The following is a 23,793-nucleotide window of genomic DNA, read 5'->3' on the forward strand; positions in this document are numbered from 1 at the left end:
GCTGGTCGTCCGGCATGCCTGGCCTGACAGCACGCCGCCGGCGTTATCCGTACGCTCAGGAAGCTCTAACGTGAGTGGTTTGCTCAAAGCCCGTTGGAACCGCTGGCTGGTTCGGCGTATCCCCCCTGCTGCACGTGTGGAACTCACCCAGCGTCGGATATTTATTATTCCCTCACGGGTTGGGGGGGCATTTATCCTGGCCTTGCTACTGATGTTGCTGGCGGCGATTAACTACCAGAACAGCCTGGCATACGGCCTGACATTCCTGCTGGCATCGGTCTATGTGGTGGCCATTTTGCACACCTACCGCAATTTGGCTGGTCTGGTGCTGAAAGCGGGGGGCGGTAATGCGGTCTTTGTCGGGGAGCAGGCCAGTTTTCGTCTCTACCTGGAAAGTGCCGGGCGTGCCCATCAGGCCATTGCTTTTGGCTGGCCACCGGCGCCATTGCAGGCCGTGGATCTTGATGCGCTGCAGTTGAAAGAGTGCGAGTTGACCTTGCCCGCTCCGCGCCGAGGCTGGTTGCGGCCGCCGCGCTTAAGGGTGGAAAGTCGTTTTCCGCTGGGCCTGTTAGTGGCTTGGAGTTGGGTCGATCTGGATCAGGCGGTGCTGGTCTATCCTCGCCCGCGGTCCGGCGATTTACCAATGAGTCACGGGGGCGAGGAGGATGCAGATCCCGGCGAGCAATCGCGTGTGCGCGGGGTAGACGACTTCCAGGGCCTGACGGCCTATCAACCGGGAGACTCCAAGCGCCGACTGCACTGGAAAGCCTACTCACGCGGTCACGGTTTACTGGTTAAGGAGTTTGTGGCGTTATCTGGAGGTGACCTGTACCTGGATTTCGACGTATTGGATGGTGAGACCGAGAGCCGGCTATCGCTGCTCTGTCACTGGGTACTGCAGCTGTCGGCGCGCGGGCAGCCCTTTGCGCTGCGTTTACCCGGCGTGGACCCGGTTGTCGCGTCTGGAGGCGACCATCGCCAGGCCTGCCTGCGCGCCCTGGCACTGTTCGGGAGCCAGGCATGATCGCGATTCCGCGTATCAGCTTGCTCTGGCTATTGGTCGCCCAAGTGCTGGTGGTACTACCGCACCTATTGCACTTGCCGCTGTGGGTTGTGCCACTCTGGCTGGGTTGTGCGGGGTGGCGAATCCAGATATTCCGTATGCGCGCCGGGTACCCCTCGAGTTGGGTCAAGGGCAGCTTATTGGTACTGGTCTGTATCGGTGTGTTTTTTTCCCATGGCAGCCTGCTCGGTTTGAGCGCTGGCACGGTGTTGCTGATTGCCGCATTCCTGTTGAAATTGCTGGAGATGCGCACGCGTCGCGACGCGTTGGTACTGATCTATCTGGGCTTCTTTGCAATCACCATAGGATTTCTGTTCAATGACAGCATGCTTATGGCGCTGTACTGCGTGCTTCCGGTCATAGGCTTGTTGGCAGCGTTGATTGGCTTGCAGCAGAGTGCGTTTGCCGCCAGGCCCTGGCCGACCTTGCGCCTGGCAACTGGCTTGCTGCTGCAGGCAGCGCCGCTGATGGTGTTGCTGTTTCTCTTTTTTCCACGCCTAGGACCGATCTGGTCCATGCCCCTTCCGAGCAATAAAGCTCAGGTCGGTTTGTCCGACAGCATGAGCCCCGGTGATATTGCGCAATTGAGCCTATCCCCCGAGCTGGTGTTCCGTGCCAGCTTCGATGGACCCCTGCCTGATCGCCGCGACCTGTATTGGCGAGCGCTGACCCTGGAGCATTTCGACGGTCGGCGCTGGTCGCAGTCCTCGCTGGCGCAGCTCGCCGGTGTACCCGCCTGGGACAAGCGTGGTTCGGCGCTGCGCTATAGCATCGTCATGCAGCCCAGTTCACGTCCCTGGCTGTACAGCCTCGATGTGGCCGAAACGCAGTTGGATCAGACCCGTCAAATGAGCGACTTTCGACTGGAGCGTCGACGCCCCGTGGAGACTTCGCTGTTCTACCAAGTCACCTCCTGGCCGGAGGTGCTACGTGAACCCGACGCCTCCATTCGCCTGTCGCGTCGAGGGCTGCAGCTACCTATTCAAGGCAATCCACGCAGCAGACAGCTGGCCGCCGAGCTTAAGGCCCAGCATCCACAGGCCGAGGCTTTGGTTGCGGCCCTGCTGCAACATTTCAACCGTGAGCCGTTTGTCTACACCCTAAAACCCCCCAGGCTGGGCGACGACAGTATCGATGAATTTCTCTTTGTGACGCGCCGAGGGTTCTGTGAGCACTACGCGGGTGCCATGACGTTCGTTTTACGCGCCGCCGGTATTCCGGCGAGAGTGGTCACCGGCTACCAGGGCGGAGAGGTGGCGAACGCCGGCAAGTATGTCCAGGTGCGTCAGTTCGACGCCCATGCGTGGGTGGAGTATTGGCGGCCGCAACAGGGTTGGACCACGATCGATCCCACCTTTCAAGTGGCGCCGCAGCGTATTGAACAGGGACTCGAGCAGGCATTGGTCGATGAGGAAAGTTTCTTACAGGATTCACCGTTCGCGGCGTTGCGTTACCGCAAACTCGGTTGGCTGAATAACCTGCAGAAGCACTGGGACGATATCAACTACGGTTGGGATCGATGGGTGCTCGGTTACCAGTTCGACCAACAGTCGGGACTGATGCAACGCTGGTTCGGCCAGCGGGATAGTCGCTTGCTTGCGGCCATGATGGTGGGTGGCTGTGCCTTGTTGTTGGGGCTGGTGGCGTTGTTTTTATTCAGGCCTTGGGCGCGTCCGAAGGATATGCAGCAGCGGCTGTTCCTGCGTTTCGAACGGTTGCTGGCACAGCAGGGTGTGTGGCGTAGCCCCGGCGAGGGGCCTCGGGCATTCGCGGCGCGTGCGGTGCTGCGGCTGCCGTCCCAGGCTGCCGCCATCAATGCCTTTGCCCAGGCATTCGAAGCGCAGCGCTACGCGGGCAGCACCGGCTCTGTAGCGGAGTTGCGTCACCTGCTCAAGCGCCTGCGTACGGCCCTGCCTTGGCGCCTGATGCGCCCGGGCCAAGATGTGCGGGGCGAAACACCACCCGGTTGACCAGTGTGCCCTGCGCCTGGCTCTCACGCTTTGCAAGCACGATGCCGTAAGATGGCTACTGGATTCCGTATGCGAGGCGCTCATGTCCTTCTTCGAGCTGATGCAGGCCGCTGGCAGCACATCAGAGGTAACAGTACCCGCTAGTTGGGGACAGGGGCGCGCCGGTTTTGGCGGCCTGGCGGCGGCGCTGGTATATCAGGCCATGCAGGCCAAAGTGCCGGCTGGCCGTCCCGTGCGCTCGCTGGCCATTACCTTCGTCGGTCCGATGCTGGTCGATGTGCCGCTGAGTGTCGAAGTTGAGGTGTTGCGCGAAGGCAAGGCGGTCAGCCAGGTGCTGGGGCGCGCGGTGCAACAGGGCCAGGTAGTGACGCTGGTGCAGGGCAGTTTTGGCGCACCTCGCTTGTCAAATGTGCGGGTCCCGGCGCTCCCGGCACCGGCCCTGAAAGCGCTCGAGGATTGCGCCGAACTGCCCTATATGCAAGGCGTCACACCGGAGTTTACCCGCCATTTGGCGATGCGCTGGGCAGAAGGCGGGATGCCATTCACGGCCAATCCGGCCCGGGAGATGGCCGGTTGGGTGCGCTTGCGCGCCCAGGCCGATGAGGCTGCGCGCCCGGTCGATGAGGCCCATCTGCTGGCGTTGGTGGATGCCTGGCCGCCGGCGGTGCTGGCCCACCTGCGGGAGCCCGCGCCGGGCAGTTCGCTGACCTGGACCATCGAGTTCGTGCAACCCACCCCGATGCTGACGACCCTGGACTGGTGCCAATACCGGGCGCAGATCGAACATGCCTGTGACGGCTACGGGCATATCGCCTCGGCATTGTGGACGGCCGATGGACAGCTGCTGGCGATCAGCCGGCAGACGGTGACCGTGTTCGACTGAACGCGACAGCGCTCTGCCTAGGGCCTGTGGGCGTTCTGCGGATCATCAGCCCTCCACCGCCACAATCCGTGCCTGCGCAATGGCAGGGTACCGGCATCCCTGGGGCTATTTTTCGCGGCGACACGGCGCGTGTGGCGCGTGTCCAGAGGTCCTAGAGCCGCAGTTGCCGAATGGCGCTGGTGAGGTCGGCGGCCAGCGCCGCCAGTTCGCCGCTGGTGGCGGCCGAATGGGTGCTGCGCAATACCGTCTGTTCGGTGACGTCGCGGCTTCCTGCGACGGCGCGGTTGAGCCCCTCGACGACCTGGCTCTGTTGCTCTGCGGCCGCGGCAATTTGAGTGTTGCTTTCGCGCATCTGCGTCACGGCCGCGCTGATCGTCAGCAGGGCCTGCCCCGCCTGGTCGGCTTGCCGAACGCAGCGGTCGGCATCTGCCGAGCTCTCGCGCATGAATTCCACCGCGTCGCGGGTGCCACCTTGCAGCGCGGCGATCATCCGGGAGATTTCGGCGGTGGAGGCCTGGACTCGTTTGGCCAGGTTACGCACCTCATCGGCCACCACTGCGAAGCCGCGGCCCATTTCGCCGGCACGTGCGGCCTCGATGGCGGCATTCAGGGCGAGCAGGTTGGTCTGCTCGGCGATACCGTGGATTTCACCGACCACGCCGCTGATTGTCTGGCTGTCGACCGCCAGGCGCTCGATCATCTGTGCGGTCTGCTGTACGCCGCCGGACAATTCGGCAATGGACTGGGCGACTCGGCTGACCTCCTGCTGGCCGCTGCGGGCCAGGTCTTCGACGTTTCGTGAGCGATCGCGGGTATCACGGGTGTGCTGGGCGATCTGCTGCGCGGTGGCGAACATCGCCTGAATGGCGCTGACCGCCTGCGTGCTCTGGCTTTGTTGCGCGAGCATGCCCTGGCGTACCTGGTGCATGCTCGAGGCCAATTGGTCGGCGCCGCTGTCCAGGTGGCCCGCCACTTCCGCCACGCGGCCGACCACGCGCTGGTAGCCTGCCTGCATGGCATTGAACGCGGTGGCCATCTGTCCCACCTCGTCGCGGCAATCCAGCGGTACCCGTGCCGCCAGGTCACCGCTTTTTTCCACCTGCAACATAACGTCCTTGAGCGTGTTGAGGTGGGTCAGTAGAAAGCGGATCAGCAATTGCGAGGCCCCCAGCAGCGACAGCATCAGCAGCGCGACGACCAGCGCATAGCCGGGTGCGCGTTCACTGAACATCTGCCGCAGGCTGGGCGCGTGGGCCAATACCGCCAGGCGTCGATCCTGGCCCAGGTCGAGCATCTGGGCACCGATCAAGACCGACTGCTGGGAAAATGCATCGTAGGGTAACGCCACCCAGCCGCTGGCTTGGCTCAGGTGCTGCCCCACGTCGTCGGGCAAGGACGGTCTGTCACCCGAGGTGAATGCCACCAGCGAAGGTTGCGCCGGGAACGGGAGGCCGGGCGGCCATGCCATCAGCATCCGCGCCTGGGCCTGGGCACGGGATTGTGCCTCGCCGATTCGCGCCTGATGCTCGGCTTGCAGGGCATACAGCACCAGCAGCAGGGTGGTGACGAAGGCCACCGCGTTGACAGCCCAGAACTTGTATTTCAGGGAAAGATCGCGAATCCAATTGCCCATGGTATGCAGTGAGCCCGTGGCGAAGGTCGATATTGGCAAGAGGCCACTAGCCTCGCGCAATCCCCCGTCCTGAACCTTGATCCGGATCAATGCCTGGGTCGGTCAGCCGGCGCCTGGGTGACGGTAGCCGGCAGTTGCGCGGTTCAATGGTCGTCGAGCGGCGCGTCGGGCAGCACTGGCAGACCGAAGAAGGCTCGGGCGCAGGCGCTGGTATGGTTGGCCAGGCTGGACTCGCTCTCCTGGCGATGCAGGGCTACCTCGCGCAGCACCTCGGGCAGGAAGGCCGGCTCGTTACGGCCGTCCTTGGGTTTGGGCCGCAGGGTGCGGGGCAGCAGGAAGGGCGCATCGCTCTCCAGCATCAGCCGGCCAGCCGGAATTTCTCGCACCAGTGGCTGCAGGTGGGTGCCGCGGCGCTCATCGCAGATCCAGCCGGTCAGACCGATATGCAGGTCCAGGTCGAGGTAGCCGAACAGAGCCCGTCGATCACCGGTGAAACAGTGCACCACCGCCGCGGGCAAATGGTCACGGTAGTCCCGCAAAATCGCCAGCAGGCGCTGATCGGCGTCGCGCTCATGCAAAAAAACCGGCAGCTGCAAGTCGGCGGCCAGCGCCAGTTGTTCCTCCAGGGCTTTCTCCTGCTGGGGGCGCGGTGAAAAGTCGCGATTGAAGTCCAGCCCGCATTCACCGACCGCACGCACCGAGGAGACCTCCAGCAGGGCCCGCAGGTGCTGCGCGCTCTGACTGGTCCACTGGCTGGCATCGTGGGGGTGGACGCCGGCGGTGCTGAACAGCCGTTCGCCGCCCGGGTCCAGCCGTGTGCACAGGGCCAGGGCCTGCTCGCTGCCGGGCAGGCTGGTACCGGTCAGCACCAGTTGGCAGATGCCGGCGGCATAGGCACGAGCGAGGACTGCTTCATGCTTCTGCTCGAAGCTGGGGTGGGTCAGATTGACGCCGATGTCGATGAGTTGCATGGTGCTACCTCGGGAATCCGGCATTCAGCATATCAGAGTCGACTATTTATCAGAAAAACCAAGCATAACAGCCACTTGAGTGGATTTTTGGTGCGCAGGGAGACGCCTCGGGTCGCCGCGCTCGGTGGGCGCTGTCGGCCTGCGGCAGTGCTAAGCGGCGGCTTTTGGCGGGCGCCGGGGCGATGAGCCGTGTGCTGATGCTGCTGCTCGGCCTGCTGTTGGCGCTGCCGGCGCAGGCCCGTGTGGTGGGCCCCGCGCAGAGCTGGCCGACGGCCAGCCGTGACCTGGCGCAAATCCGTAGCAGCGGTGAGTTGCGGGTCCTGCTGAATCAAAGCCGCAACAGTTCAGGCGAGGTCAAGGGCCAGGCATTCGGGGTGGAACACCAGCGCTTGCAGGCCTTTGTGCAGTACCTCAACCGCAATGCCCGGGATGGCCGCAGTCTGCGGTTGACGATCATTCCCATGGCCAAGGATCAGTTGGTGGCCGCCTTGCAGCGGGGCGAGGGGGACCTGATCGCCCCAGGTGAGCTGCTGCCGGTACGCGGTGCCCAGAACCTCAGCGCCAGCAGCGCCATCTATCCCGATGTGCCCTTGGTCGTGGTGGCCCGCAAAGGCGACCGCCGCTACCGCAGCCTCGATCAGCTCGCCGGTCGCAGCCTCGCCCTGCCGGTTGGCAGCGCGGTCGCCGAAGCCTTGCGCGAGGTCAACCAGCAACTGGCGCAGCGCAAATTGGCGCCCATGGTCATCGAGTGGATCGATCCCAGCCTGGCAGTGGAGGATGTCCTGGAGATGGTGCAGGCGGGCATTTTCAGCCTTACGGCGGTCGAGCAGCCGATCGCCGAACGTTGGGCCAAGGTCATGCCGAAGTTGCGCGTCGACCGTCACTTGGTGCTGTCCCGCGAAGGCGACCAAGGCTGGTTCGTCAGTCATGATGCGCCGATGCTGCGGGCCAGCATCGATCGCTTCCTCAAGGGCTATCAAAACCCGTCCGACCAGGATGCGGTGTTTCAGCGGGTCTACCGACGCCTGTACCGGGTGCACAACCCGCTCGGCCGCGCCGATCGCCAGCGCCTGGAGCGGGTCAGGCCGGTGCTGCAGCGCCACGCGCAACAACAGGATTTCGACTGGTTAACCCTGGCGGCCCTGGCGTTCAAGGAGTCCACGCTCAATCCGGCCTCCCGCGGCGCCAACGGGGCCACCGGACTGATGCAAATCACCCCGGCGGCGGCGCGCAGTGTCGGCGTCGGCGGTATTCAGCAACTGGATAACAATGTGCAGGCGGGCGCGAAGTACCTGGCCATGATCCGGCGCACGTATTTCAGCAGCGCTCAGCTCAACGAGCGCGAGCGGCTCGCCTTCGTACTGGCCGCCTATAACCTGGGTCCGCAGCGGGTGCAGAGCTTGCGAGCCGAGGCGCGCCGGCGTGGACTGAACGCCAACCAGTGGTTTTTTCAAGTGGAACGCATCGCCATGGAGCAACTGGGCATGGCGGTAGTCACCTATGTCAGCAGCGTGAACAAATATTACCTGGCCTACGACCGCGAGCGCACCCGCCTCGAGCCCGGAGGTAAAAGCCTTACCTCGACTAAGTGATCTAATTACTAGATTGTTTTTGCCGAATAATTGCGATTTCATTATTAATAAAATGATTTAAGCTGTCCCCATACCTCATCAACACAAGGACTGCTGCCCATGAACACCCTCTTTACCACCCTGCTCTCGACGCGCGCCGGCCTGGGCATCACCTTGTTGCGTATCGTCACCGGCCTGACCTTCGCGGCGCATGGCTCCCAGAAATTGTTTGGCTGGTTCGGCGGCTACGGCCTCGAAGGGGTGGGGCAGTGGATGGAGAGCATCGGTCTGACGCCAGGCTATCAGCTGGCGTTGCTGTCGGGCAGCGCGGAATTTTTCGGCGGTTTGGCGCTGGTCATCGGCTTGCTGGTTAGGCCGGCCGCCGCCGCCCTTGGGGTGACCATGTTGGTGGCGATCTTCAGCGTGCACCTGGTCAATGGCTTTTTCATGAGCGCCAACGGCTATGAGTACGCCCTGGTCCTGCTGGCCATCAGCGTGGCGCTGGTGATTGAGGGTGCGGGCAAGCTGTCGCTGGATCAACGCCTGGCCCGCTGAGCCTGCCCTCGTCGACAAGCCCGCCTCGTGCGGGCTTTTTGCGTTCAAGGGCTGGCTTGCTGGCGCACCGTGGCGAGTTCCTGGGCGGCGTCCAGGCGTAAACGTTCGCGTTCATCGAACTGTTCCGCGGCCAGCACCCGGATCGCGGTGGCCTTGTCGGCCGCGCTCAGGCCAGGGTTGCCTTCGATGCTGGTTTTTTCGGCATGGTAGAGCGCGATACGACGCTTCCAGCTTTGCCGCTGGCCATCCAGGGCTTCGAGCCGTTGGGTGGCCTCGGCACCGACTAATTGCTGACGCAGCTCGCGCAGTTGCGCCGGGTTGCCGCCCCTGGCTTGCAGTTGCGCCGTCTGGCTGCGCAGGTCGGCCTGCAATTGCGGCAGCAGGCTGTCTTGCAGCGCCGGCGAAAGTCCAGCACGTAAGCGGTCGACAGCCAGGGCTTTGCCTTGGGCGTCGAGGCTGCTGTCCTGCTGGATGGCCAGGCGTTGCAGGGTGAACTGGTTGTAGCCTTCCTCGCGGGCAAAAAAAGCCTCATGGGCCTCGCGGCTGAACAGGCGTGCGCGCAGCGCCTGGACGGCGGCTTCCCGTTGGCGCAGGGCGTCGAGGCTGCTGATCTGCGGTAAATCCCGCTCCAGGTCCACCAGCTCGGTCTTGTAGCGCAAATACTGCTCGAGCAGTTGCATGGCGTGCTGCCGAGCCGGTTCCGCCAATTGGCCGGTGATATAGGCGTGCAGGCGTTCAACACTCTGCTCGAGTGACTCTTCGCCCACGGCGCTGAGGAAATAATCGAAGATGCGCCGGATATCTTCGCTGATCAGCAGGTTGCCCGCCGCGTCCAGATGAAAGACACCGTCGACTTGGGTCCCGCCGAACGAGGCCGGCATGGGGGTGAGCGGTGCGCCGAGCTGGAGGGGCTGGGGCGCGGCAGCCGTGGGTACCGCTGTTGGCAACGGCGCGGCGGTGCTCAGGGGGCCAGGTGTAGCGGTTAGCGGTAACGCGGGGTCGACTGGGCGCAGGTACAGCATCAATGCCACGCAGGTGACGAACAACAACGGGAACAGCAGTAGGGCTTTCTTCACGGCAAGGGTTTCACGGTTCGGGTAACGGGCTGCCAGCAAGCCGGGCCCGAGGGCCCGGCAGTCCGTCACAGGCCTTCGTTTTTCAGGCGGTTGGCATGTTGGCGGTAGACGCTGATCGGATCGGTCTCGAACAGGCTGGTCAGGCCGAACGTCTGATTCACTTCGTCCAGGTGGTTCATGCGGTAGTTGTCGCGAATCACCTTGCCCAGGTGGGAGCTGCAACGGCCGACCAGGCCGTCGTTGGCTTCGCCCTTGAAGGTCAACGAAGCGGCGCCGGTCAGCAGGTCGCTGGGGTCGAGGAAGTTGGTCAGCGGGCTGGTACCGCTCCAGGAGTAGTAGCGCACGCCATTGACGCTGTAGGCGCCTTCGCCGCAGGCGCTGGTGGGAATGCCCTGCGGGTATTGGGCGTTGAACTTCGCGGCGCCGACACTGTTGAGCGATTCGATGGTGCCCAAGGCATTCTGCGGTGTGGTGCTGTTGCTGGCGGAGAGGAAATTGATCAGCGCGCCGAGGCCGTTGACGATGCCCGCCACCAGCGCTTCGCCGGCGGAACCCGGCGGAATCTGGCGGATAAAGTCAGCGGTGGCCGAGCCTTTGTGCGGACCGCCGACGCTGGTGGCGGAAGCGACCAGGTGGGGGCTGACTGCGGCGACATAGCGAATGGTCGGGCCGCCATGGCTATGACCGATCAGGTTGACCTTGGCTTTGCCGCTGATGGCGACTATGTCCTCGACCTGTTCCAGTAGCTCCTCGCCACGCGCCTGCGAGGTGTTGAGCTGGCTGACTTCGGTGACATAGACACTGGCGCCGTCACGCCGTAAGGCCGCTGGAATGCCATACCAGTAGTCGATGCCGAGGATGCTGTCGAAGCCCAGCATGCCGTGGGTCAGCACCACTGGGTAGCGGGTCTGGGTATAACCCGAGGAGCCGAACCAGCCAGCCTGGACATTACCAGAGACCATCAGGCCAGCGCCGATGCAGAGGGCGAGCAGGGTTTTATTCTTGTTCATGTGCGCTCTCGAAAGGATGAAGGGGGGCTACCGTGCCGTCCTGGCCAGCCAACCGCTCCTGCCTGGAACGGCCGTTCAACACTCACGACCGCGCATATTCCGTGCCAGTGTGCGGAAAAACCCTGAACGAGCCCATGGGCGGGGCGTTTGCGAGCAGCTCCCGGCTGACTCGGGGCGGGTTTATCGACGGGTTTTGTTACGGCTGGCCACGTTGAATCGCCGCCACGGGGGGCGGCAAACAGTACCTAACTACCCGGCGAGAAGCCGCGGAACGGGGCTTCCGAGCGCCGTTGACGGGTTGAAAAGCTTGCGACCAATCGAAGGTAGGGGTTCGCTGCGCGGCGGCCGTGTGGCGAGTGTCCACAAGCCCCGGCGCCAGCTGGCTTGACAGCATCCCGGGGCTTTCCCTAGGATAGCCGGGCGCCGATTTAAACAGCTACTTGCGGGGCGCAGGGCAGGTTCGATCCAGAGGATTGAGGCTGTCCACGAAGTCCTGGCAAGGGACTCCGAAATACCGCTAAAGCGCTGGTTCGGTGTCGCCTCTCACCCTGCCCAGCGGGATCCATGAGGCGGAGACCCTGATTTATGACAGTTGCACCCTCGCTGAACCCTTCGACACCCTCTACCTGTAGCCCGGCGCAGCGCAGCCCCAGAATATTGCTGGCCGGCAGTCATCAACCGACGTTGTTGCGTTACCTCGATGGCTGGCCCAACCCGTCGCGTCGGCCGCGAACCTTCCTGATCCAGTTCGTTCGCGAAGATGAATCCCTGGCGCAGTTTCCCAGCAACGGCTTCGACCTGGCGGTGGTGCAGGCGCCAACGGCCGAGCGGGTGCAGGAGCTGGTACGGGAGTTGACCCGGGTGGCGCGTCAGGGCTTGATCGTTCGGCCGCGCGACTGAGGTGGGCGGTCGGCGCGCTCCGCGCCTGCTCCGCCTGGCCGGGCCTCAGGGGTAGTCGATCGCCACGATATACCAGCATTTCTCACCCGTGGGTGCTTGCACCCGCACTTCGGCATCCAGTGGTTTGCCAAGCAGGGCGCGGGCCAGGGGTGAGTCGATGCTGATCAGCTGCTGCTTGAGGTCCAGTTCGTCCGGGCCGACGATGCGGTAACGGGCTTCGAGGCCGTCCTGGTCCTCCAGCGTGACCCAGGCCCCGAAATAGACCTTGTTCGGGTCCGAGGGGTGTTCGCCGACCACCTTGAGGTTTTCCAGGCGTTTACTGAGAAAACGCACTCGGCTGTCGATCTCGCGCAGCATTTTCTTGCCGTAGGTGTATTCGGCGTTCTCCGAGCGGTCGCCTTGGGCGGCCGCTTCGCTCACTGCCTGGGTGACCTGCGGTCGGCGTACGTGCCACAGTTCGTGCAATTCGGCGCGCATGCGGGCCTCGCCTTCGGGGGTGATCAGGGCGGTGCCGGCGGAGCGAGGAGGGCGGTAGCGGCTCATGGTTTTACTGCTGGTGAAACGGGGTCGACAGTTTAACAGCAACCCCGGGCCCGGCGGGCGCCGGGCTCAGCCTTCGCGCAGCACCGTGAGCGGGCTGGCATTAAGGGCTCGGCGCGTGCCGATCAGACCGGCCACACCAATCAGCAGCGCCCCGCTCAACGGTAACAGCAGCAGCCAGGGATGAGGCTGCCACTGCAGGTTGAAGGCAAAACGGTACAGCAGGAAGCTGACCAGCTCGCAGCCCAGCGCCGCCAGCAGGCCACTGGCACCGCCCAGCAAGGCGAATTCGGCCCAGCGGGCACGGATCAGCAGTGACCGGCGGGCGCCCAGGGCGCGTAGCAGGGCGCCCTGACGAATGCGCTCGTCCAGCGTCGCCTGCAGCCCGGCGAACAGCACGGCCAGGCCGGCGGCCAGCACGAACAGCAGCACATACTCCACCGCCAGGGTGACCTGGGCCAGGATGCTGCGCAGCTGGCTCAGCAGGGCCTCGACCTGCAGCAGGGTCACGGCCGGAAATGCCCGCGCCAGGTCGACCAGCTGCCGTTCCTGGTGGGGCGGTAGGTAAAAACTGGTGAGGTAGGTTACGGGCAGGTCGGCCAGCGTCCCCGGCTCGAAGACCATGTAGAAATTGGGCTGGAAACTGTTCCAGTCGACCTTGCGCAGGCTGCTGACCTGGGTTTCACGTTCCAGGCCGCCGACGCTGAAGGTCAGGCGATCGCCCAGCTTCAGCTGCAGGCTTTCGGCCAGTTCGGATTCCACCGAGACGCCGGGCAGCGGTTGCGCTGCGCCGCCCCACCAGCGGCCGCTGAGCAGTTGGTTGCCCTGGGGCAATTCGCTCGACCAGGTCAGGCTCAGGTCCCGGCTGATCGCACGGTCACCGCGAGTGTCCTTGCTGACCACCTGACGCACCGCTTCGCCGTTGATCGACACCAGCCGTCCGGGGACCACCGGGTACAGCGGTGCCGGGTGGGGTGAAACGCTGGCCAGGCGCGCGGCGAAGGCGTCCCGGTCGGCGGGCAGGATATTCAGGGCAAAATGATTGGGCGCCTCGGCGGGCAACTGTTCCTGCCAGGTGTCCAGCAGCTCGCCCCGCAGCAGGGCAATCAGCCCCATGGCCAGCAGGATCATGCCAAAGGCCAGGGTCTGACCGGCGGCCGCGAGCGGGTGCCGCAGCAACTGGCCGAGGCCCAGGCGCCAGGGCAGGGCCGCGCCGGCCAGCAGGCGGCGCAGGCCCTGCAGGGCGGCCAGCAGCAGCCCGCCGAACAACAGCGCGGCGAGTACGCCGCCGCCGAGCAGGGCCAGGGTCAACTGAACATCCAGGCTCAAACGCCACATGATCAGGCCCAGGGCGCCCAAGGCGGCGCCATAGACCAACCACGAGCTGGCGGGGACCGGCAACAGGTCCCGGCGCAGCACGCGCAAAGGTGGCACCCGACCCAGGGCGGCCAGCGGTGGCAGCGCGAAACCGGCGAGGGCCACCAGCCCGGTGGCAATTCCCGCCAAGGCCGGCGTCAGTCCGGCGCCAGGCACCTCGGGCGGCAGCAGGCCCCTGAGCAGGTAGAACAGCCCCTCCTGGGCCAGCCACCCCAGTAGCGCGCCGCTGCTGCACGCCAGCAGTCCGAGCAGCGCCAGCTGCACGCTGAACAGCCCGAGGGTCTCGGCGCGCGACAGCCCCAGGCAACGCAACAGGGCGCTGGCATCCAGGCGGCGAGCGGCAAAGCGGGCGGCGGACAGCGCCACGGCGACGCCGGCCAGCAGCACCGCGGCCAGGCTGGCCAGGTTCAAGTAACGTTCGGCACGACCCAGGGCACCGCCAATCTGCTGGTTGCCGTCACGTGCGTCTTCCAGTTTCTGGTGAGCGGCGATGCCGCCCTCGATGGTTTCCCGGTAGGCGGCCAGCACCTTCGGGGCGCCGCGCCACAGTTCACGGTAGCGTGCCCGGCTGCCCGGCTGAATGACCCGGGTGTCGGCCAGGTCCGCCAGGTTGATCAATACCCGGGGCGTCAAGCTGTAGAAGTCACCGGCGCGGTCGGGTTCGTAGGTCAGCACGCGACTCAGGCGCAGGGATTTGACACCGATCTCGAGGCTGTCGCCCACCTTCAGGTCCAGAGCCACCAGCAGCCGCGCTTCGGCCCAGGCCTCGCCCGGTGACGGGCCGCCGCCGGCGGTTTCCGGCTGGTAGGGGGCGGGGGCGCTTTTAAGTTGGCCCCGCAGCGGGTAGGCCGTGTCGGCGGCTTTGACGCTGGCCAGCTGAATGCCCTGATCGGTGGCGATGACACTGGAGAACTCGACGACCCGGGCATGGTCCAGCTGTAAGTCGAGGCCAGCTTGCACCTGCTCATCCGTGGCCGGCGCGCTGCCGCTGAGCAGCAGGTCGGCGCCGAGAAATTCGGTGGCGCGCAGCGTCATGGCGCCATTTAAGCGGGCGCCGAAGTAACCGATCGCCGTGCTGGCGGTAACCGCCACCAGCAAGGCGAAAAACAGCACGTGCAGCTCGCCGGCACGGGCGTCGCGCAGCAGTTGGCGCACGGCCAGTGCCAGCAGTCGAGTCAGCGGCAGGCGGACCATCAGGGTTCCTCGCGGTCGACCAAGCGGCCGCCCTCGAGGTGAATCAGGCGTTGGCAGCGGTGGGCCAGGCGTTCATCGTGGGTCACCAGCACCAAGGTGGTACCGCGTTCGCGGTTCAGTTCGAACAGCAGGTCGCTGATGCGCTGGCCTGTGTGGCTGTCGAGGTTGCCGGTCGGCTCGTCGGCAAACAGCACCGAGGGCTCGGCCGCGAAGGCCCGGGCGATCGCGACCCGCTGCTGTTCGCCGCCAGACAATTGCCGAGGCATGTGGCGCAGGCGTTGCCCCAGGCCTACTCGCTCGAGCAGGTCGCGTGCGCGCTGGCGGGCATCGTCGCGTCCTTCCAGCTCCAATGGCAGCATGACGTTTTCCAAGGCGTTGAGGCTGTCCAGCAACTGAAACGACTGGAAGACGAAGCCGACGTGTTCGGCGCGCACGCGGGCGCGCTGGTCCTCGCTCAGCTGGCTGAGGGCATGCCCGGCCAGGGTCACTTCGCCGCTGCTGGGCAGGTCAAGGCCCGCCAGCAGACCGAGCAGGGTGGATTTGCCGGAGCCGGAGCGACCGACGATCGCCAGGCTGTCGCCGCGAAGCAGGTCCAGTGACAGCGCGTGCAGAATACTCAGCTCGCCTTCCGCGCTGGGAACCACTTTGCTAAGGTGCCGCGCAGTAAGAATGCTCATGGAGAATCCGATGCGTAAATGGTTGGTATGGACCTTGGCCTTATGGCTGTGGGCCCAGGGCGCGACGGCCGGCACAGTGCTGGTGGTGGGCGATAGTATCAGCGCGGCTTTGGGCCTGGAAACCCGCCAGGGCTGGGTGAACTTGCTGCAGGAGCGCCTGCAGCGGCAGGGTTTGCCCCATCGGGTGGTCAATGCCTCGATCAGTGGCGACACCAGCGCAGGGGGCTTGGCGCGCCTGCCCACGCTACTTGCAGCCCACCGGCCGAACCTGGTGGTGCTGGAGTTGGGTGGCAACGATGGGCTGCGCGGGCAGCCTCCGGCGCAATTGCAACAGAATCTTGCGGCGATGATCGAGTTGTCCCGGGCGAGCGGGGCGCAGGTGCTGTTGCTGGGCATGCGTTTGCCTCCCAACTACGGTGAGCGTTATATCCAGGCCTTCGCCCAGGTCTTTGCCGACGTGGCGCAGCAGCACTCGGTGACCCTGGTGCCCTTTTTCCTCGAGGGGGTCGGGGGCGTGCCCGGCATGATGCAGGCCGATGGCGTTCATCCCGCGCTTATCGCCCAGCCGCGGCTGCTGGAGAATGCCTGGCCGAAGCTAGAACCACTGCTGTAGACCTTTTCCCGTTCGAGCGTTTCGGCTAAGGTGGCGCCCCCGCTCAGGAGTCGTCAATGCCCCGTCCCGCCTGGTCCCTGCATGCTTATCAGTTGATCGAGCCCGATGAGCAATTGGACCTGTTCGCGTGCCGCGAAATTCGCCTGCATTTGGTTGCGCGCCAGTTCGAGCTGGCCGGTTATGCCGATCGCACGCTGTGTGGCGGCTTGCTCCCTGCGCAACCGCGCTGGCTGGCCGTGGACCGGCTGCGGCTGCGCGACCGCCGCCTGTGCATCACTTGTCATGGGATCCTGCAGGCTCAGCGGCGCGGCGAGCGGGCGGGCTGGCCGGCTCCTTAGGGAAGCGCTTCACTGAGCTGCCGCCCGTACTGGCGCGGGGCTACTGGGAAGCGGTACTGCCATCGGTGTACAATTCCGGGTCTTTTCCCAGTCGATCTGCCAAGGATTTCAGGATGTCACCGCGTGTGCCTGCTGTTGCCCGTTTGCTCCCCCTCGCCGTGCTCTGTGCCATCGGTCCCGTCGCGGCGTTGGAGTTGCCCTTGCCGCCGCCCGGCGAAGACATCGTCGGTCAGGTGCAGGTGATCAAGGCCCGCTATGAGGACACCTTTGCCGATATAGGTGAAGCCAATGACCTCGGGTATTTGGAAATGGTCGCCGCCAACCCTGGTGTCGATCCTTGGTTGCCGGGGGCGGGCGCGGACATCTTGCTGCCCACGCGTTTTATCCTGCCGCCCGGGCCGCGTGAGGGCATCGTGATCAATCTGGCGGAGTACCGACTGTATTATTTCCCCAAGGGGCAGAACGTCGTGCACACCTACCCGCTGGGAATCGGACGCGAAGGGTGGGGTTCGCCCATCGCGCATACCAGCGTGACGGCCAAGACCGCCAATCCGGCTTGGTACCCGCCGCAATCGATTCGCGAGGAGCACGCCGCCGATGGCGACCCCTTGCCGACCATGGTGCCGCCGGGGCCGGATAATCCGTTGGGGCCGTTCAAGTTCACCTTGGGAGTGCCGGGGTATTTGATCCATGGTTCGAACAAGAAATTCGGCATCGGCATGCGCGTCAGCCATGGCTGCTTTCGCATGCTGAACCCCAATGTGTTGCAACTGGCGTCCATGGCTCCAGTGGGCACCTCGGTGCGGATTCTCAACGAGCCTTACAAGTTTGGGCTGAGTAACGGCAAGGTCTACCTGGAGGCTCATGCACCGTTAGATGACAATGGCGTGCCTTCGGTGGTCGATAAGCACGCGGCGGTGGTCAATGCCCTGTTGCAGCGTGATCAACTGGTCAACGACCTGCGCCTGGATTGGGAAGTGGTGCGCGAAGTGGTGGCGGCTGAAGACGGACTGCCGATTGAAATAGCAGAGCCAAGGGCTGAGTTGGTCGATAGCCTGCCGACGGGTATTTAGTGTTTTGATTTTTGCGACGGCCCGTCACGACGCAAGTCTCGCGGGTCTTTGCGTAAGCTGTGGTCCCCCGCGTAATTGGCCGGCAATAAAAAAGCCGACCCAGAAACTGGGTCGGCTCCTCATAGCCTTGTGGGCTATTACTTGCGGCTAGCCTTTTCCAGCATGCGCAGGGCACGCTCGTTGGCTTCGTCGGCAGTCTGCTGAGCTTTCTGAGCGGCAGCCAGTGCTTCGTCTGCTTTACGGTAAGCTTCGTCAGCACGGGCTTGAGCGCGGGCAGAAGCGTCTTCGGTAGCGGTCAGGCGTGCTTCGGTTTCTTTCGACATGCTGCTGCAGCCGGTAGCCAGAACGGCAGCCAATGCTAGAGCAGAGAATTTCAGAACGTTGTTCATCGTGTTCCCCTTAAGGTGGACTTTTTCCATAAGCAACTCCCCGATCGTGGGAAATCAGCCGGCCTACATACTACTCACAATGTGCAGTAAATTAAACTCGGTGAAGGCGCCAGGGTTCATTTTTTTTACGTTGATCGTTTTTTGAGCGCTGGCCGCGCCGTGGGGCGGGTACGTCCGGGTTGCCTCAGCTTGACATTCTAGAGGCATGAGACCGTCTCTGCAGTGCTGTTTTATGTGTGCTTGGGCATTATTGGTCGCGGTTTTCAGCGCAGGATGGCTGATTGACATGGCGGCTGTTAGACTTCATTGGCTTTCAAATCGGGTCGTACCTGTACAGTTCGAAGGGTGTATTGATGTTGAAGCTTCTCAAATGGGCTCTATTGTCGGTGGTGGTTGTTGCGGCGCTGATCAAGCTGTCGCTCTGGCTGGCCGTGCGTTCGATCATGAACGACGCTATTGCGCAACTCTCACCCATTATGACCATTCAATACGCTGGTATTACTTCGTCGTTCGATGGCCGCGTCGGCTTGGAAAAGCTAACTATCCAGGTTCCAGTCCTGGCTGACAGTGTCCGCATTGCCCATGCCGAGCTGAAGTTCAATGGATTGGGCGAGCTGTTGCGTTTCAAGGAGCGCCTGGCTGAGGGTAAGTTCCCGGAGCAACTGGCCGCTACGTTCAGGGGGTTGACCCTGGACGTTCACGGTCCCTTTATGCAACAGCTCTACGCGGCGCCTGTGAAGCGTAGCGTTTTTACCGCCATGAGCGAGGTCGCCTGCGGTAAAGTACGTAGTATCGGTACCCTCGAGTTGCTGGAGATGGGCTATCGGACTTTTGAAACCGATGCACAGTTTTCCTACGTCTTTCAACCTGGCGGGCAGAAAGTCACGTTCAATTTGAGCGCGGACACCCGTGACATGGGCGATGTGCGCCTGGGCATGGCGTTGATTAATATGTCCGAGAAGCCCGGCGATTTGCTGGCCAATCCGCCGCGGTTATCCCAGGTCACCTTCGAGCTCGACGACAATCAATACCAGCGCAAGGTTCAGGAGTACTGTGCGGGTAAGCTCGGGCAAACCACCGAGCTGTATTTGAAAACCGCAGTGGCGCAATTCGACAAGGTGTTGCGCAGCCAGCGCATCGCCCTGGAGCAACCGGTTCTGGACGCGTACGAGGCTTATCTTAAGGACCCCCAGTCGATGCGCCTGGAGTTGAGTCCGACCGAAGGCATGGTGTGGGATGGCTTGCAGTTTTTCGCGGCCAAGGACGTTGTCGGCATGCTCAAGCCGGTATTGCTGATTAACCAAAAGCCGGTGGAACCGCTGGCATTTGCCTGGGTCGATCCCATGGCGGTGGCTGGCGTCGATGCCGATAAGGTCCCTGTTCAGATGCAGGAGCCTGAATCACCCGAGGCGCCAGAGGTGGTAGCTACGCAAGGCTTCGTCAGTGTCGCCAGCCTGCCAGAGCATATCGGCAAGCGTTTGCGGGTCAAGACCTTCGAGGGCATGCAGTATCAGGGTGTGTTGACCAAGCTGGCCAACGGCAAGGCGTACTTGAGCCTCCAGGCTGGTAATGGCACTGCAGAAATGTCCCTGCGCTTGGAAAAGATTGATAAGGTGCGGGTCAGTCTATAAGGCCCACTAGGAGTTGCGATGAACCAGGCGTTAGCCATCCACCATGACCAGGCCGGTCACCAGTTCGAAACCATTATCAACGGTGATCGTGCTTACTTGGCTTATATGGACCTGGGCAAACAGACGCTGGACATCTATCGCACCTTCGTGCCCAACGCCTTGCGTGGCCGGGGGATTGCGGCGGCGCTGACCGAGCAAGCCCTGGAATATGCCGAGCGTATGGGCTACACGGTCATCCCGTCCTGCTCTTACGTCGAACGCTACATGGAGCGGCGTCAGCGCCATGCCCTCAAGGACTGAAGCGGACGTTGGGGTGGCATAAAAAAGCCGGGCGATGCCCGGCTTTTTCATGGATGTTACCCTCAGCCGCGTTGGCGCTTGGGCAACACCTCGCGCAGTTTGTTGTGCATGCCACGCAGGGTCTTTTCGGTGCTGTCCCAATCGATGCAGGCATCGGTGATGGACACCCCGTACTTCAGGGCGCTGAGGTCCTTGGGGATCGATTGGCTGCCCCAGCCCAGATGACTCTCGACCATCAGGCCGACGATCGACTGGTTGCCTTCGAGTATCTGGTTGGCCACGTTTTCCATGACCAAGGGTTGCAGGGCCGGGTCCTTGTTGGAGTTGGCGTGGCTGCAGTCGACCATGATATTGGGCCGAATGCCGGCCTTGCGCAGCTCCTGCTCGCACACGGCCACGCTGACCGAGTCGTAGTTGGGCTTGCCGTTGCCACCACGCAACACCACATGGCCATAGGCATTGCCTTTGGTGGTGACGATGGACACGCCGCCCAGTTGATTGATGCCGAGGAAGCGGTGCGGGCTGGAGACCGACTGCAAGGCATTGATGGCCACGGTCAGGCCGCCATCGGTGCCGTTCTTGAAGCCAACCGCCGAGGACAGGCCGGACGCCATCTCGCGGTGGGTTTGCGATTCGGTGGTGCGTGCGCCGATCGCGGACCAGCTGATCAGGTCTTGCAGGTACTGGGGAGAGATCGGGTCCAGAGCTTCGGTGGCGGTCGGCAAGCCCATTTCAGCCAGGTCCCGCAACAATTGGCGGCCGATATGCAGCCCGTCCTGGATCTTGAACGAGTCATCCAGGTAGGGATCGTTGATCAGGCCTTTCCAGCCCACCGTGGTGCGCGGTTTTTCGAAATACACCCGCATGACCAGAAACAGGCTGTCGGCCACTTCCGCCGCCAAGCCCTTGAGCCGCTCGGCGTACTCATGGGCGGCCTTGAGGTCGTGGATCGAGCAGGGGCCCACTACCACGAACAGGCGGGGGTCGCTGCCGTCGAGGATATTGCGAATTACCTCGCGGCCATGGGCCACGGTGCGCAAGGCGGCCGCGGTGAGCGGGATTTCGCGTTTGAGTTGCTCCGGCGTGATCAGGGTCTCGTTGGAGGCAACGTTCAGGTCGTCGATTTGTAGATCAGCCATCGTGCTCTTCATCAGGTCAGGGTCGTCAGGTCACGGATGCCGGCCGCCAGCGATCCCCGTGCGGCGGTGCACAGCATTAAGGGCGCAACGGGGGTAAGAACCTTAGCGCGTAATGCCCGGGCTCGACAATGGCCCTGGCCCTCGAATGCATCCGGGATGCCGCGGCCGGGCGCCACAACGAGGGCTCGCTTGGGCTCAGTTCAGGCTGGCATTGGAGTATTGCGCCGCATGGCGGGCGATCCACTCCGCAGCGACGCTTTCAACCGCCAGCGGGGTACCCAGTTCCTGTTCCCGCTGCAGGCGATAATGCTCGATCTGGCAGATCTGCTCGACCATGCGCGCGCGAAACAAGGCATCTTCATCGACAAAGGCGATACCGACCAGGTAGTCGTTGGCCCCCTTGCGGCACCAGGCGACCACGCCCGGGCAGTGGGCGTGCTGTCCCAGCAGGGGAATGCGCAACTCGATGGCCGTGCCACGACGAAAACCACGCGGCGAGTTGCATGCCACCCCACCCAAGCTGATATTGTTCAGGCGTTGGCGCGGCACCAGGGCCTGTCGACGGGGCACCAGCTCGACAGGCATATCGCTGGGGTGACGTAAAAATCGACGCATCTTTGACGCCTTAGGAATAGTGTCCAATTGATATCATCCTCTCCAGTATAGTGATTCAGCTGGAACTGTCTGATTTTGATGCAGACCGTTCTTTGCTGGCGCTGCCGGGTACCTCCCTGGTGATCTTCACAAGCATAGGTTGTGCCGCTTGCCGCTGGGTGCGCCTACACCTGTCTGGGTGGGGGCTGCCGGTTCAGCGGCTGTGCTGGATAGACGCGGCGGACAATGGCGGGCTGGTGCAGCGCTATGAGGTGCTGGGGTTGCCGGCGCTGTTTGTCGTGCACAATGGTCAATTTCATGGCGCGCTCAGCGCCCCGCTGAAACCCGTCGAGCTGGCCCTGGCGCTGGCCGCCGCGTTGCAGCGCCCTGCAGAGGAGTTACCCTGATGTCTGCAACGATCCGGCCGCGTATCGGCATTATCGGCACGGGTGCCATCGGCGGCTTCTACGGCCTGCTGTTGGCGCGTGCCGGGTTCGATGTGCATTTTCTGCTGCGCAGCGAGTTCGCCACGGTGGCGGCCGAGGGTTTGCGGCTGGACAGTGCGGTGTTTGGCACCGTGCACCTGCCGGCCTTGCAGGCCTACCGCGACGCGGGCGACATGCCGCCCTGCGATTGGCTGTTGGTCGGCGCCAAGACCACCAGCAATGTGGCCCTGGCGCCACTGATCACCCAGGCGGCGGCCAGTGGCGCCAAGGTGGTGCTGCTGCAAAATGGCCTGGGAGTGGAAGATGAGCTGCGTCCGTTGCTGCCCGCGACCCTGCATCTGCTGGGCGGGCTGTGTTTTATCTGTGTCCACCGGGCGGCCCCGGGGCTGATCGTGCATCAGTCGCTGGGCGCGGTGAACCTGGGCTACCACTCGGGGCCGGCGGCAGATGCCGAGGCCCGCCAGGCGCTGGTCGAGGAGGGCGTTGCGCTGTTCAAGGCCGCCGGCTTGGACTCGACCGCCATGCCCAACCTGGAACAGGCCCGCTGGCAGAAGCTGGTGTGGAACGTGCCGTACAATGGCCTGGCCGTGCTGCTGCAGGCCGGGACCACGGCGCTGATGGCCGAGGCTGCCAGTCGTTCGCTGATCGAGGCGATCATGCTCGAGGTGCAGCAGGCGGCGTTGCTCTGTGGACATGTGCTGCCCGACGGGTTCGTGGGCAAGATGCTGGCTGCCACGGCGCGTATGCCCGACTACCAGCCGAGCATGGCCCACGACTTCCAGCAGGCACGCCCCCTGGAACTGCAGGCCATCTACGCGGCGCCACTGGCCGCGGCCGCCGCGGTGGGCGGGAGCATGCCGCGTACCGAGGCCTTGTATCAGGCCTTGACCTTTCTGGACGCGCGCAACCGTGTCTGAGACCCCGCGGGGCGCCATCGACAGGTTGGTCCTGGCGATTTCGTCGCGAGCGCTATTCGACCTGCGCGACAGTCACCAGATCTATGAAAGTGAAGGGGTGGAGGCCTACCGGCACTACCAGATTGCCCATGAAGACGAGATTCTGCCCCCCGGCGAAGCCTTTGCCCTGGTGGAGAAGCTGCTGGGCCTCAACCAGCGCCTGAGGCGGGAGCGGGTAGAGGTGATCCTGGTGTCGCGCAACAGCGCCGATACCGGTTTGCGGGTGTTCAATTCGATCCAGCATTATGGCTTGGGCATCGCTCGCGCCGCCTTTGTTGGCGGGCGCAGCCCGTACCCCTATTTGGCCGCCTTTGGTTGCCAGTTGTTCCTCTCGACCCACGCCGAGGACGTGCGCAGCGCCCTGGACGCCGGTTTCGCCGCCGCCACCCTGTTGTCCGGCGGCACGCGACGGGCCAGCAGTAACGAGCTGCGCATTGCCTTCGACGGCGATGCCGTGCTGTTTTCCGACGAGTCCGAGCGGGTCTATCAGCAGGGCGGGCTGCTGGCCTTCCAGGCCTATGAGCGCCAGGCCGCCAGGGCGCCCTTGGGTGGCGGGCCGTTCAAACCCTTTCTGGCGGCATTGAACCTGTTGCAGCGTGAGTTTTCCGAAGACAGTTGTCCGATTCGCACCGCGTTGGTCACGGCCCGATCGGCGCCGGCCCATGAGCGGGTGATCCGGACCTTGCGTGAGTGGGATATCCGCCTGGATGAATCGCTGTTCCTGGGCGGTTTGGACAAATCCGCCTTCCTCGAGGCGTTCGGCGCCGACCTGTTCTTCGACGATCAGACCGGGCACTGCGACCGCGCGCGCGCGGTGGTCGCCACCGGTCATGTGCCGCACGGCGTGAGCAACGAAATTCCGGGGCCCTGCCCCGGCTGAACTGCTCGCGGGCT

At 63.8% G+C, this 23,793-nt stretch carries 24 protein-coding genes and 1 pseudogene; 14 read left to right on the forward strand and 11 right to left on the reverse strand.

Translation table 11 applies throughout. The features are described 5' to 3' along the window. Window positions 1-70 precede the first annotated feature (70 nt). The 3 genes from ABWY06_RS04845 (at window position 71) to ABWY06_RS04855 (ending at window position 3,916) form a co-directional block, all read left to right on the forward strand. The gene (locus ABWY06_RS04845; RefSeq protein ID WP_353924441.1) at window positions 71-1,024 is read left to right on the forward strand and encodes a DUF58 domain-containing protein; all 954 of its coding nucleotides are present in this window, start codon (window positions 71-73) and stop codon (window positions 1,022-1,024) included. Then, the gene (locus tag ABWY06_RS04850) at window positions 1,021-3,033 is read left to right on the forward strand and encodes a transglutaminase TgpA family protein (protein WP_353924442.1); all 2,013 of its coding nucleotides are present in this window, start codon (window positions 1,021-1,023) and stop codon (window positions 3,031-3,033) included. The genes ABWY06_RS04845 and ABWY06_RS04850 overlap by 4 nt, the downstream gene beginning before the upstream one ends. An 82-nt stretch (window positions 3,034-3,115) precedes the next feature. Beyond that, on the forward strand, window positions 3,116-3,916 hold the full coding sequence (locus tag ABWY06_RS04855) for an acyl-CoA thioesterase (RefSeq protein WP_353924443.1): 801 nt from the start codon (window positions 3,116-3,118) through the stop codon (window positions 3,914-3,916). A gap of 151 nt (window positions 3,917-4,067) precedes the next feature. On the opposite strand, the gene ABWY06_RS25850 is transcribed toward ABWY06_RS04855, so the two are convergent. The 3 genes and pseudogenes from ABWY06_RS25850 to ABWY06_RS04865 form a co-directional block, all read right to left on the reverse strand. Beyond that, window positions 4,068-4,616 carry a methyl-accepting chemotaxis protein gene (locus ABWY06_RS25850; RefSeq protein WP_502948148.1) on the reverse strand — a complete coding sequence of 183 codons (549 nt, stop codon included), beginning with the start codon at window positions 4,614-4,616 and terminating at the stop codon, window positions 4,068-4,070. 321 nt (window positions 4,617-4,937) lie between these two features. Beyond that, window positions 4,938-5,549 (reverse strand): annotated as a pseudogene (locus tag ABWY06_RS25855) (HAMP domain-containing protein); the annotation flags it as partial. A gap of 143 nt (window positions 5,550-5,692) precedes the next feature. Further along, complete coding sequence (locus ABWY06_RS04865) at window positions 5,693-6,520, reverse strand: TatD family hydrolase (RefSeq protein ID WP_353924445.1); 828 nt, start codon at window positions 6,518-6,520, stop codon at window positions 5,693-5,695. A gap of 182 nt (window positions 6,521-6,702) precedes the next feature. Here ABWY06_RS04865 and ABWY06_RS04870 point away from each other — a divergent pair, with 182 nt between their 5' ends. Both ABWY06_RS04870 and ABWY06_RS04875 read left to right on the forward strand, forming a co-directional pair. Further along, window positions 6,703-8,112 carry an MltF family protein gene (locus ABWY06_RS04870; protein ID WP_353924446.1) on the forward strand — a complete coding sequence of 470 codons (1,410 nt, stop codon included), beginning with the start codon at window positions 6,703-6,705 and terminating at the stop codon, window positions 8,110-8,112. Window positions 8,113-8,211: 99 nt separating this feature from the next. Continuing rightward, window positions 8,212-8,646 carry a DoxX family protein gene (locus ABWY06_RS04875; RefSeq protein ID WP_353924447.1) on the forward strand — a complete coding sequence of 145 codons (435 nt, stop codon included), beginning with the start codon at window positions 8,212-8,214 and terminating at the stop codon, window positions 8,644-8,646. A 44-nt stretch (window positions 8,647-8,690) separates the two neighbouring features. Here the strand turns inward: ABWY06_RS04875 and ABWY06_RS04880 are convergent, their stop codons facing one another. Continuing rightward, a complete protein-coding gene (locus ABWY06_RS04880; protein WP_353924448.1) occupies window positions 8,691-9,722 on the reverse strand; it encodes a lipase secretion chaperone in 1,032 nt (343 codons plus the stop codon). 65 nt (window positions 9,723-9,787) lie between these two features. Continuing rightward, window positions 9,788-10,732 carry a triacylglycerol lipase gene (locus ABWY06_RS04885; RefSeq protein WP_502948147.1) on the reverse strand — a complete coding sequence of 315 codons (945 nt, stop codon included), beginning with the start codon at window positions 10,730-10,732 and terminating at the stop codon, window positions 9,788-9,790. Window positions 10,733-11,317: 585 nt separating this feature from the next. Here ABWY06_RS04885 and ABWY06_RS04890 point away from each other — a divergent pair. After that, window positions 11,318-11,632, forward strand: a complete 315-nt coding sequence (locus ABWY06_RS04890) for a class I SAM-dependent methyltransferase (protein ID WP_353924449.1) — start codon at window positions 11,318-11,320, stop codon at window positions 11,630-11,632. Between the two features lie 45 nt (window positions 11,633-11,677). Here the strand turns inward: ABWY06_RS04890 and greB are convergent, their stop codons facing one another. The 3 genes from greB to ABWY06_RS04905 all read right to left on the reverse strand — a co-directional run bounded on the left by greB (window position 11,678) and on the right by ABWY06_RS04905 (window position 15,420). Next, window positions 11,678-12,175 carry a transcription elongation factor GreB gene (gene greB / locus ABWY06_RS04895; protein ID WP_353924450.1) on the reverse strand — a complete coding sequence of 166 codons (498 nt, stop codon included), beginning with the start codon at window positions 12,173-12,175 and terminating at the stop codon, window positions 11,678-11,680. A gap of 66 nt (window positions 12,176-12,241) precedes the next feature. Continuing rightward, window positions 12,242-14,743: an ABC transporter permease gene (locus ABWY06_RS04900; protein ID WP_353924451.1), complete on the reverse strand. Its 2,502-nt coding sequence runs from the start codon at window positions 14,741-14,743 to the stop codon at window positions 12,242-12,244. Beyond that, window positions 14,743-15,420 (reverse strand): ABC transporter ATP-binding protein, encoded by a 678-nt coding sequence (locus tag ABWY06_RS04905; RefSeq protein WP_353924452.1) that lies wholly within the window; start codon window positions 15,418-15,420, stop codon window positions 14,743-14,745. Before ABWY06_RS04905 ends, ABWY06_RS04900 begins: the two co-directional genes overlap by 1 nt. Window positions 15,421-15,430: 10 nt before the next feature. Here ABWY06_RS04905 and ABWY06_RS04910 point away from each other — a divergent pair, with 10 nt between their 5' ends. From ABWY06_RS04910 to ABWY06_RS04920, 3 genes are all read left to right on the forward strand, one after another. Then, window positions 15,431-16,033, forward strand: coding sequence for an arylesterase (locus ABWY06_RS04910; RefSeq protein ID WP_353924453.1), 603 nt, complete (start codon window positions 15,431-15,433; stop codon window positions 16,031-16,033). Window positions 16,034-16,089: 56 nt separating this feature from the next. Then, window positions 16,090-16,371: a hypothetical protein gene (locus tag ABWY06_RS04915; protein WP_353924454.1), complete on the forward strand. Its 282-nt coding sequence runs from the start codon at window positions 16,090-16,092 to the stop codon at window positions 16,369-16,371. A 113-nt stretch (window positions 16,372-16,484) separates the two neighbouring features. Beyond that, on the forward strand, window positions 16,485-17,444 hold the full coding sequence (locus ABWY06_RS04920) for a L,D-transpeptidase family protein (RefSeq protein WP_353924455.1): 960 nt from the start codon (window positions 16,485-16,487) through the stop codon (window positions 17,442-17,444). Window positions 17,445-17,581: 137 nt separating this feature from the next. Here ABWY06_RS04920 and oprI read toward each other — a convergent pair whose 3' ends face one another. Beyond that, a complete protein-coding gene (gene oprI / locus ABWY06_RS04925; protein ID WP_353924523.1) occupies window positions 17,582-17,833 on the reverse strand; it encodes an outer membrane lipoprotei OprI in 252 nt (83 codons plus the stop codon). Window positions 17,834-18,186: 353 nt separating this feature from the next. On the opposite strand from oprI, the gene ABWY06_RS04930 reads away from it, so the two are divergent. Together ABWY06_RS04930 and ABWY06_RS04935 are read left to right on the forward strand one after the other, a co-directional pair. Then, window positions 18,187-19,464 (forward strand): aq_1923 C-terminal domain, encoded by a 1,278-nt coding sequence (locus ABWY06_RS04930; protein ID WP_353924456.1) that lies wholly within the window; start codon window positions 18,187-18,189, stop codon window positions 19,462-19,464. A gap of 18 nt (window positions 19,465-19,482) precedes the next feature. Next, window positions 19,483-19,764: a GNAT family N-acetyltransferase gene (locus tag ABWY06_RS04935; protein ID WP_353924457.1), complete on the forward strand. Its 282-nt coding sequence runs from the start codon at window positions 19,483-19,485 to the stop codon at window positions 19,762-19,764. A gap of 62 nt (window positions 19,765-19,826) precedes the next feature. On the opposite strand, the gene ABWY06_RS04940 is transcribed toward ABWY06_RS04935, so the two are convergent. Continuing rightward, entirely contained in the window at window positions 19,827-20,903 is a 1,077-nt protein-coding gene (locus ABWY06_RS04940) for a 3-deoxy-7-phosphoheptulonate synthase (RefSeq protein ID WP_353924458.1), read from the reverse strand. A 195-nt stretch (window positions 20,904-21,098) separates the two neighbouring features. Next, a complete protein-coding gene (locus tag ABWY06_RS04945; RefSeq protein WP_353924459.1) occupies window positions 21,099-21,518 on the reverse strand; it encodes a PilZ domain-containing protein in 420 nt (139 codons plus the stop codon). Between the two features lie 50 nt (window positions 21,519-21,568). Between ABWY06_RS04945 and ABWY06_RS04950 the strand changes: the two genes are divergently transcribed. From ABWY06_RS04950 to ABWY06_RS04960, 3 genes are read left to right on the forward strand one after another with little or no spacing between them, the layout of a single operon-like run. After that, a complete protein-coding gene (locus tag ABWY06_RS04950; RefSeq protein ID WP_353924460.1) occupies window positions 21,569-21,904 on the forward strand; it encodes a YbbN family protein in 336 nt (111 codons plus the stop codon). Beyond that, on the forward strand, window positions 21,904-22,860 hold the full coding sequence (locus ABWY06_RS04955; protein ID WP_353924461.1) for a putative 2-dehydropantoate 2-reductase: 957 nt from the start codon (window positions 21,904-21,906) through the stop codon (window positions 22,858-22,860). Before ABWY06_RS04950 ends, ABWY06_RS04955 begins: the two co-directional genes overlap by 1 nt. Next, complete coding sequence (locus tag ABWY06_RS04960) at window positions 22,853-23,779, forward strand: 5'-nucleotidase (protein ID WP_353924462.1); 927 nt, start codon at window positions 22,853-22,855, stop codon at window positions 23,777-23,779. Before ABWY06_RS04955 ends, ABWY06_RS04960 begins: the two co-directional genes overlap by 8 nt. The last annotated feature ends 14 nt before the right edge of the window (window positions 23,780-23,793 follow it).

Origin of the sequence: Pseudomonas sp. (assembly GCF_040514055.1) — a bacterium.
Lineage (GTDB): Bacteria > Pseudomonadota > Gammaproteobacteria > Pseudomonadales > Pseudomonadaceae > Aquipseudomonas.

Bases quoted from the DNA above. Each gene is read 5' to 3' on its own strand.
- ABWY06_RS04850 (WP_353924442.1), top strand. From the start codon at position 1,021: ATGATCGCGATTCCGCGTATCAGCTTGCTCTGGCTATTGGTCGCCCAA.
- ABWY06_RS04855 (WP_353924443.1), top strand. From the start codon at position 3,116: ATGTCCTTCTTCGAGCTGATGCAGGCCGCTGGCAGCACATCAGAGGTA.
- ABWY06_RS25850 (WP_502948148.1), bottom strand. From the start codon at position 4,616: ATGATCGAGCGCCTGGCGGTCGACAGCCAGACAATCAGCGGCGTGGTC.
- ABWY06_RS04865 (WP_353924445.1), bottom strand. From the start codon at position 6,520: ATGCAACTCATCGACATCGGCGTCAATCTGACCCACCCCAGCTTCGAG.
- ABWY06_RS04870 (WP_353924446.1), top strand. From the start codon at position 6,703: ATGAGCCGTGTGCTGATGCTGCTGCTCGGCCTGCTGTTGGCGCTGCCG.
- ABWY06_RS04875 (WP_353924447.1), top strand. From the start codon at position 8,212: ATGAACACCCTCTTTACCACCCTGCTCTCGACGCGCGCCGGCCTGGGC.
- ABWY06_RS04885 (WP_502948147.1), bottom strand. From the start codon at position 10,732: ATGAACAAGAATAAAACCCTGCTCGCCCTCTGCATCGGCGCTGGCCTG.
- ABWY06_RS04890 (WP_353924449.1), top strand. From the start codon at position 11,318: ATGACAGTTGCACCCTCGCTGAACCCTTCGACACCCTCTACCTGTAGC.
- greB (WP_353924450.1), bottom strand. From the start codon at position 12,175: ATGAGCCGCTACCGCCCTCCTCGCTCCGCCGGCACCGCCCTGATCACC.
- ABWY06_RS04900 (WP_353924451.1), bottom strand. From the start codon at position 14,743: ATGGTCCGCCTGCCGCTGACTCGACTGCTGGCACTGGCCGTGCGCCAA.
- ABWY06_RS04905 (WP_353924452.1), bottom strand. From the start codon at position 15,420: ATGAGCATTCTTACTGCGCGGCACCTTAGCAAAGTGGTTCCCAGCGCG.
- ABWY06_RS04910 (WP_353924453.1), top strand. From the start codon at position 15,431: ATGCGTAAATGGTTGGTATGGACCTTGGCCTTATGGCTGTGGGCCCAG.
- ABWY06_RS04915 (WP_353924454.1), top strand. From the start codon at position 16,090: ATGCCCCGTCCCGCCTGGTCCCTGCATGCTTATCAGTTGATCGAGCCC.
- ABWY06_RS04920 (WP_353924455.1), top strand. From the start codon at position 16,485: ATGTCACCGCGTGTGCCTGCTGTTGCCCGTTTGCTCCCCCTCGCCGTG.
- oprI (WP_353924523.1), bottom strand. From the start codon at position 17,833: ATGAACAACGTTCTGAAATTCTCTGCTCTAGCATTGGCTGCCGTTCTG.
- ABWY06_RS04930 (WP_353924456.1), top strand. From the start codon at position 18,187: ATGTTGAAGCTTCTCAAATGGGCTCTATTGTCGGTGGTGGTTGTTGCG.
- ABWY06_RS04935 (WP_353924457.1), top strand. From the start codon at position 19,483: ATGAACCAGGCGTTAGCCATCCACCATGACCAGGCCGGTCACCAGTTC.
- ABWY06_RS04940 (WP_353924458.1), bottom strand. From the start codon at position 20,903: ATGGCTGATCTACAAATCGACGACCTGAACGTTGCCTCCAACGAGACC.
- ABWY06_RS04945 (WP_353924459.1), bottom strand. From the start codon at position 21,518: ATGCGTCGATTTTTACGTCACCCCAGCGATATGCCTGTCGAGCTGGTG.
- ABWY06_RS04955 (WP_353924461.1), top strand. From the start codon at position 21,904: ATGTCTGCAACGATCCGGCCGCGTATCGGCATTATCGGCACGGGTGCC.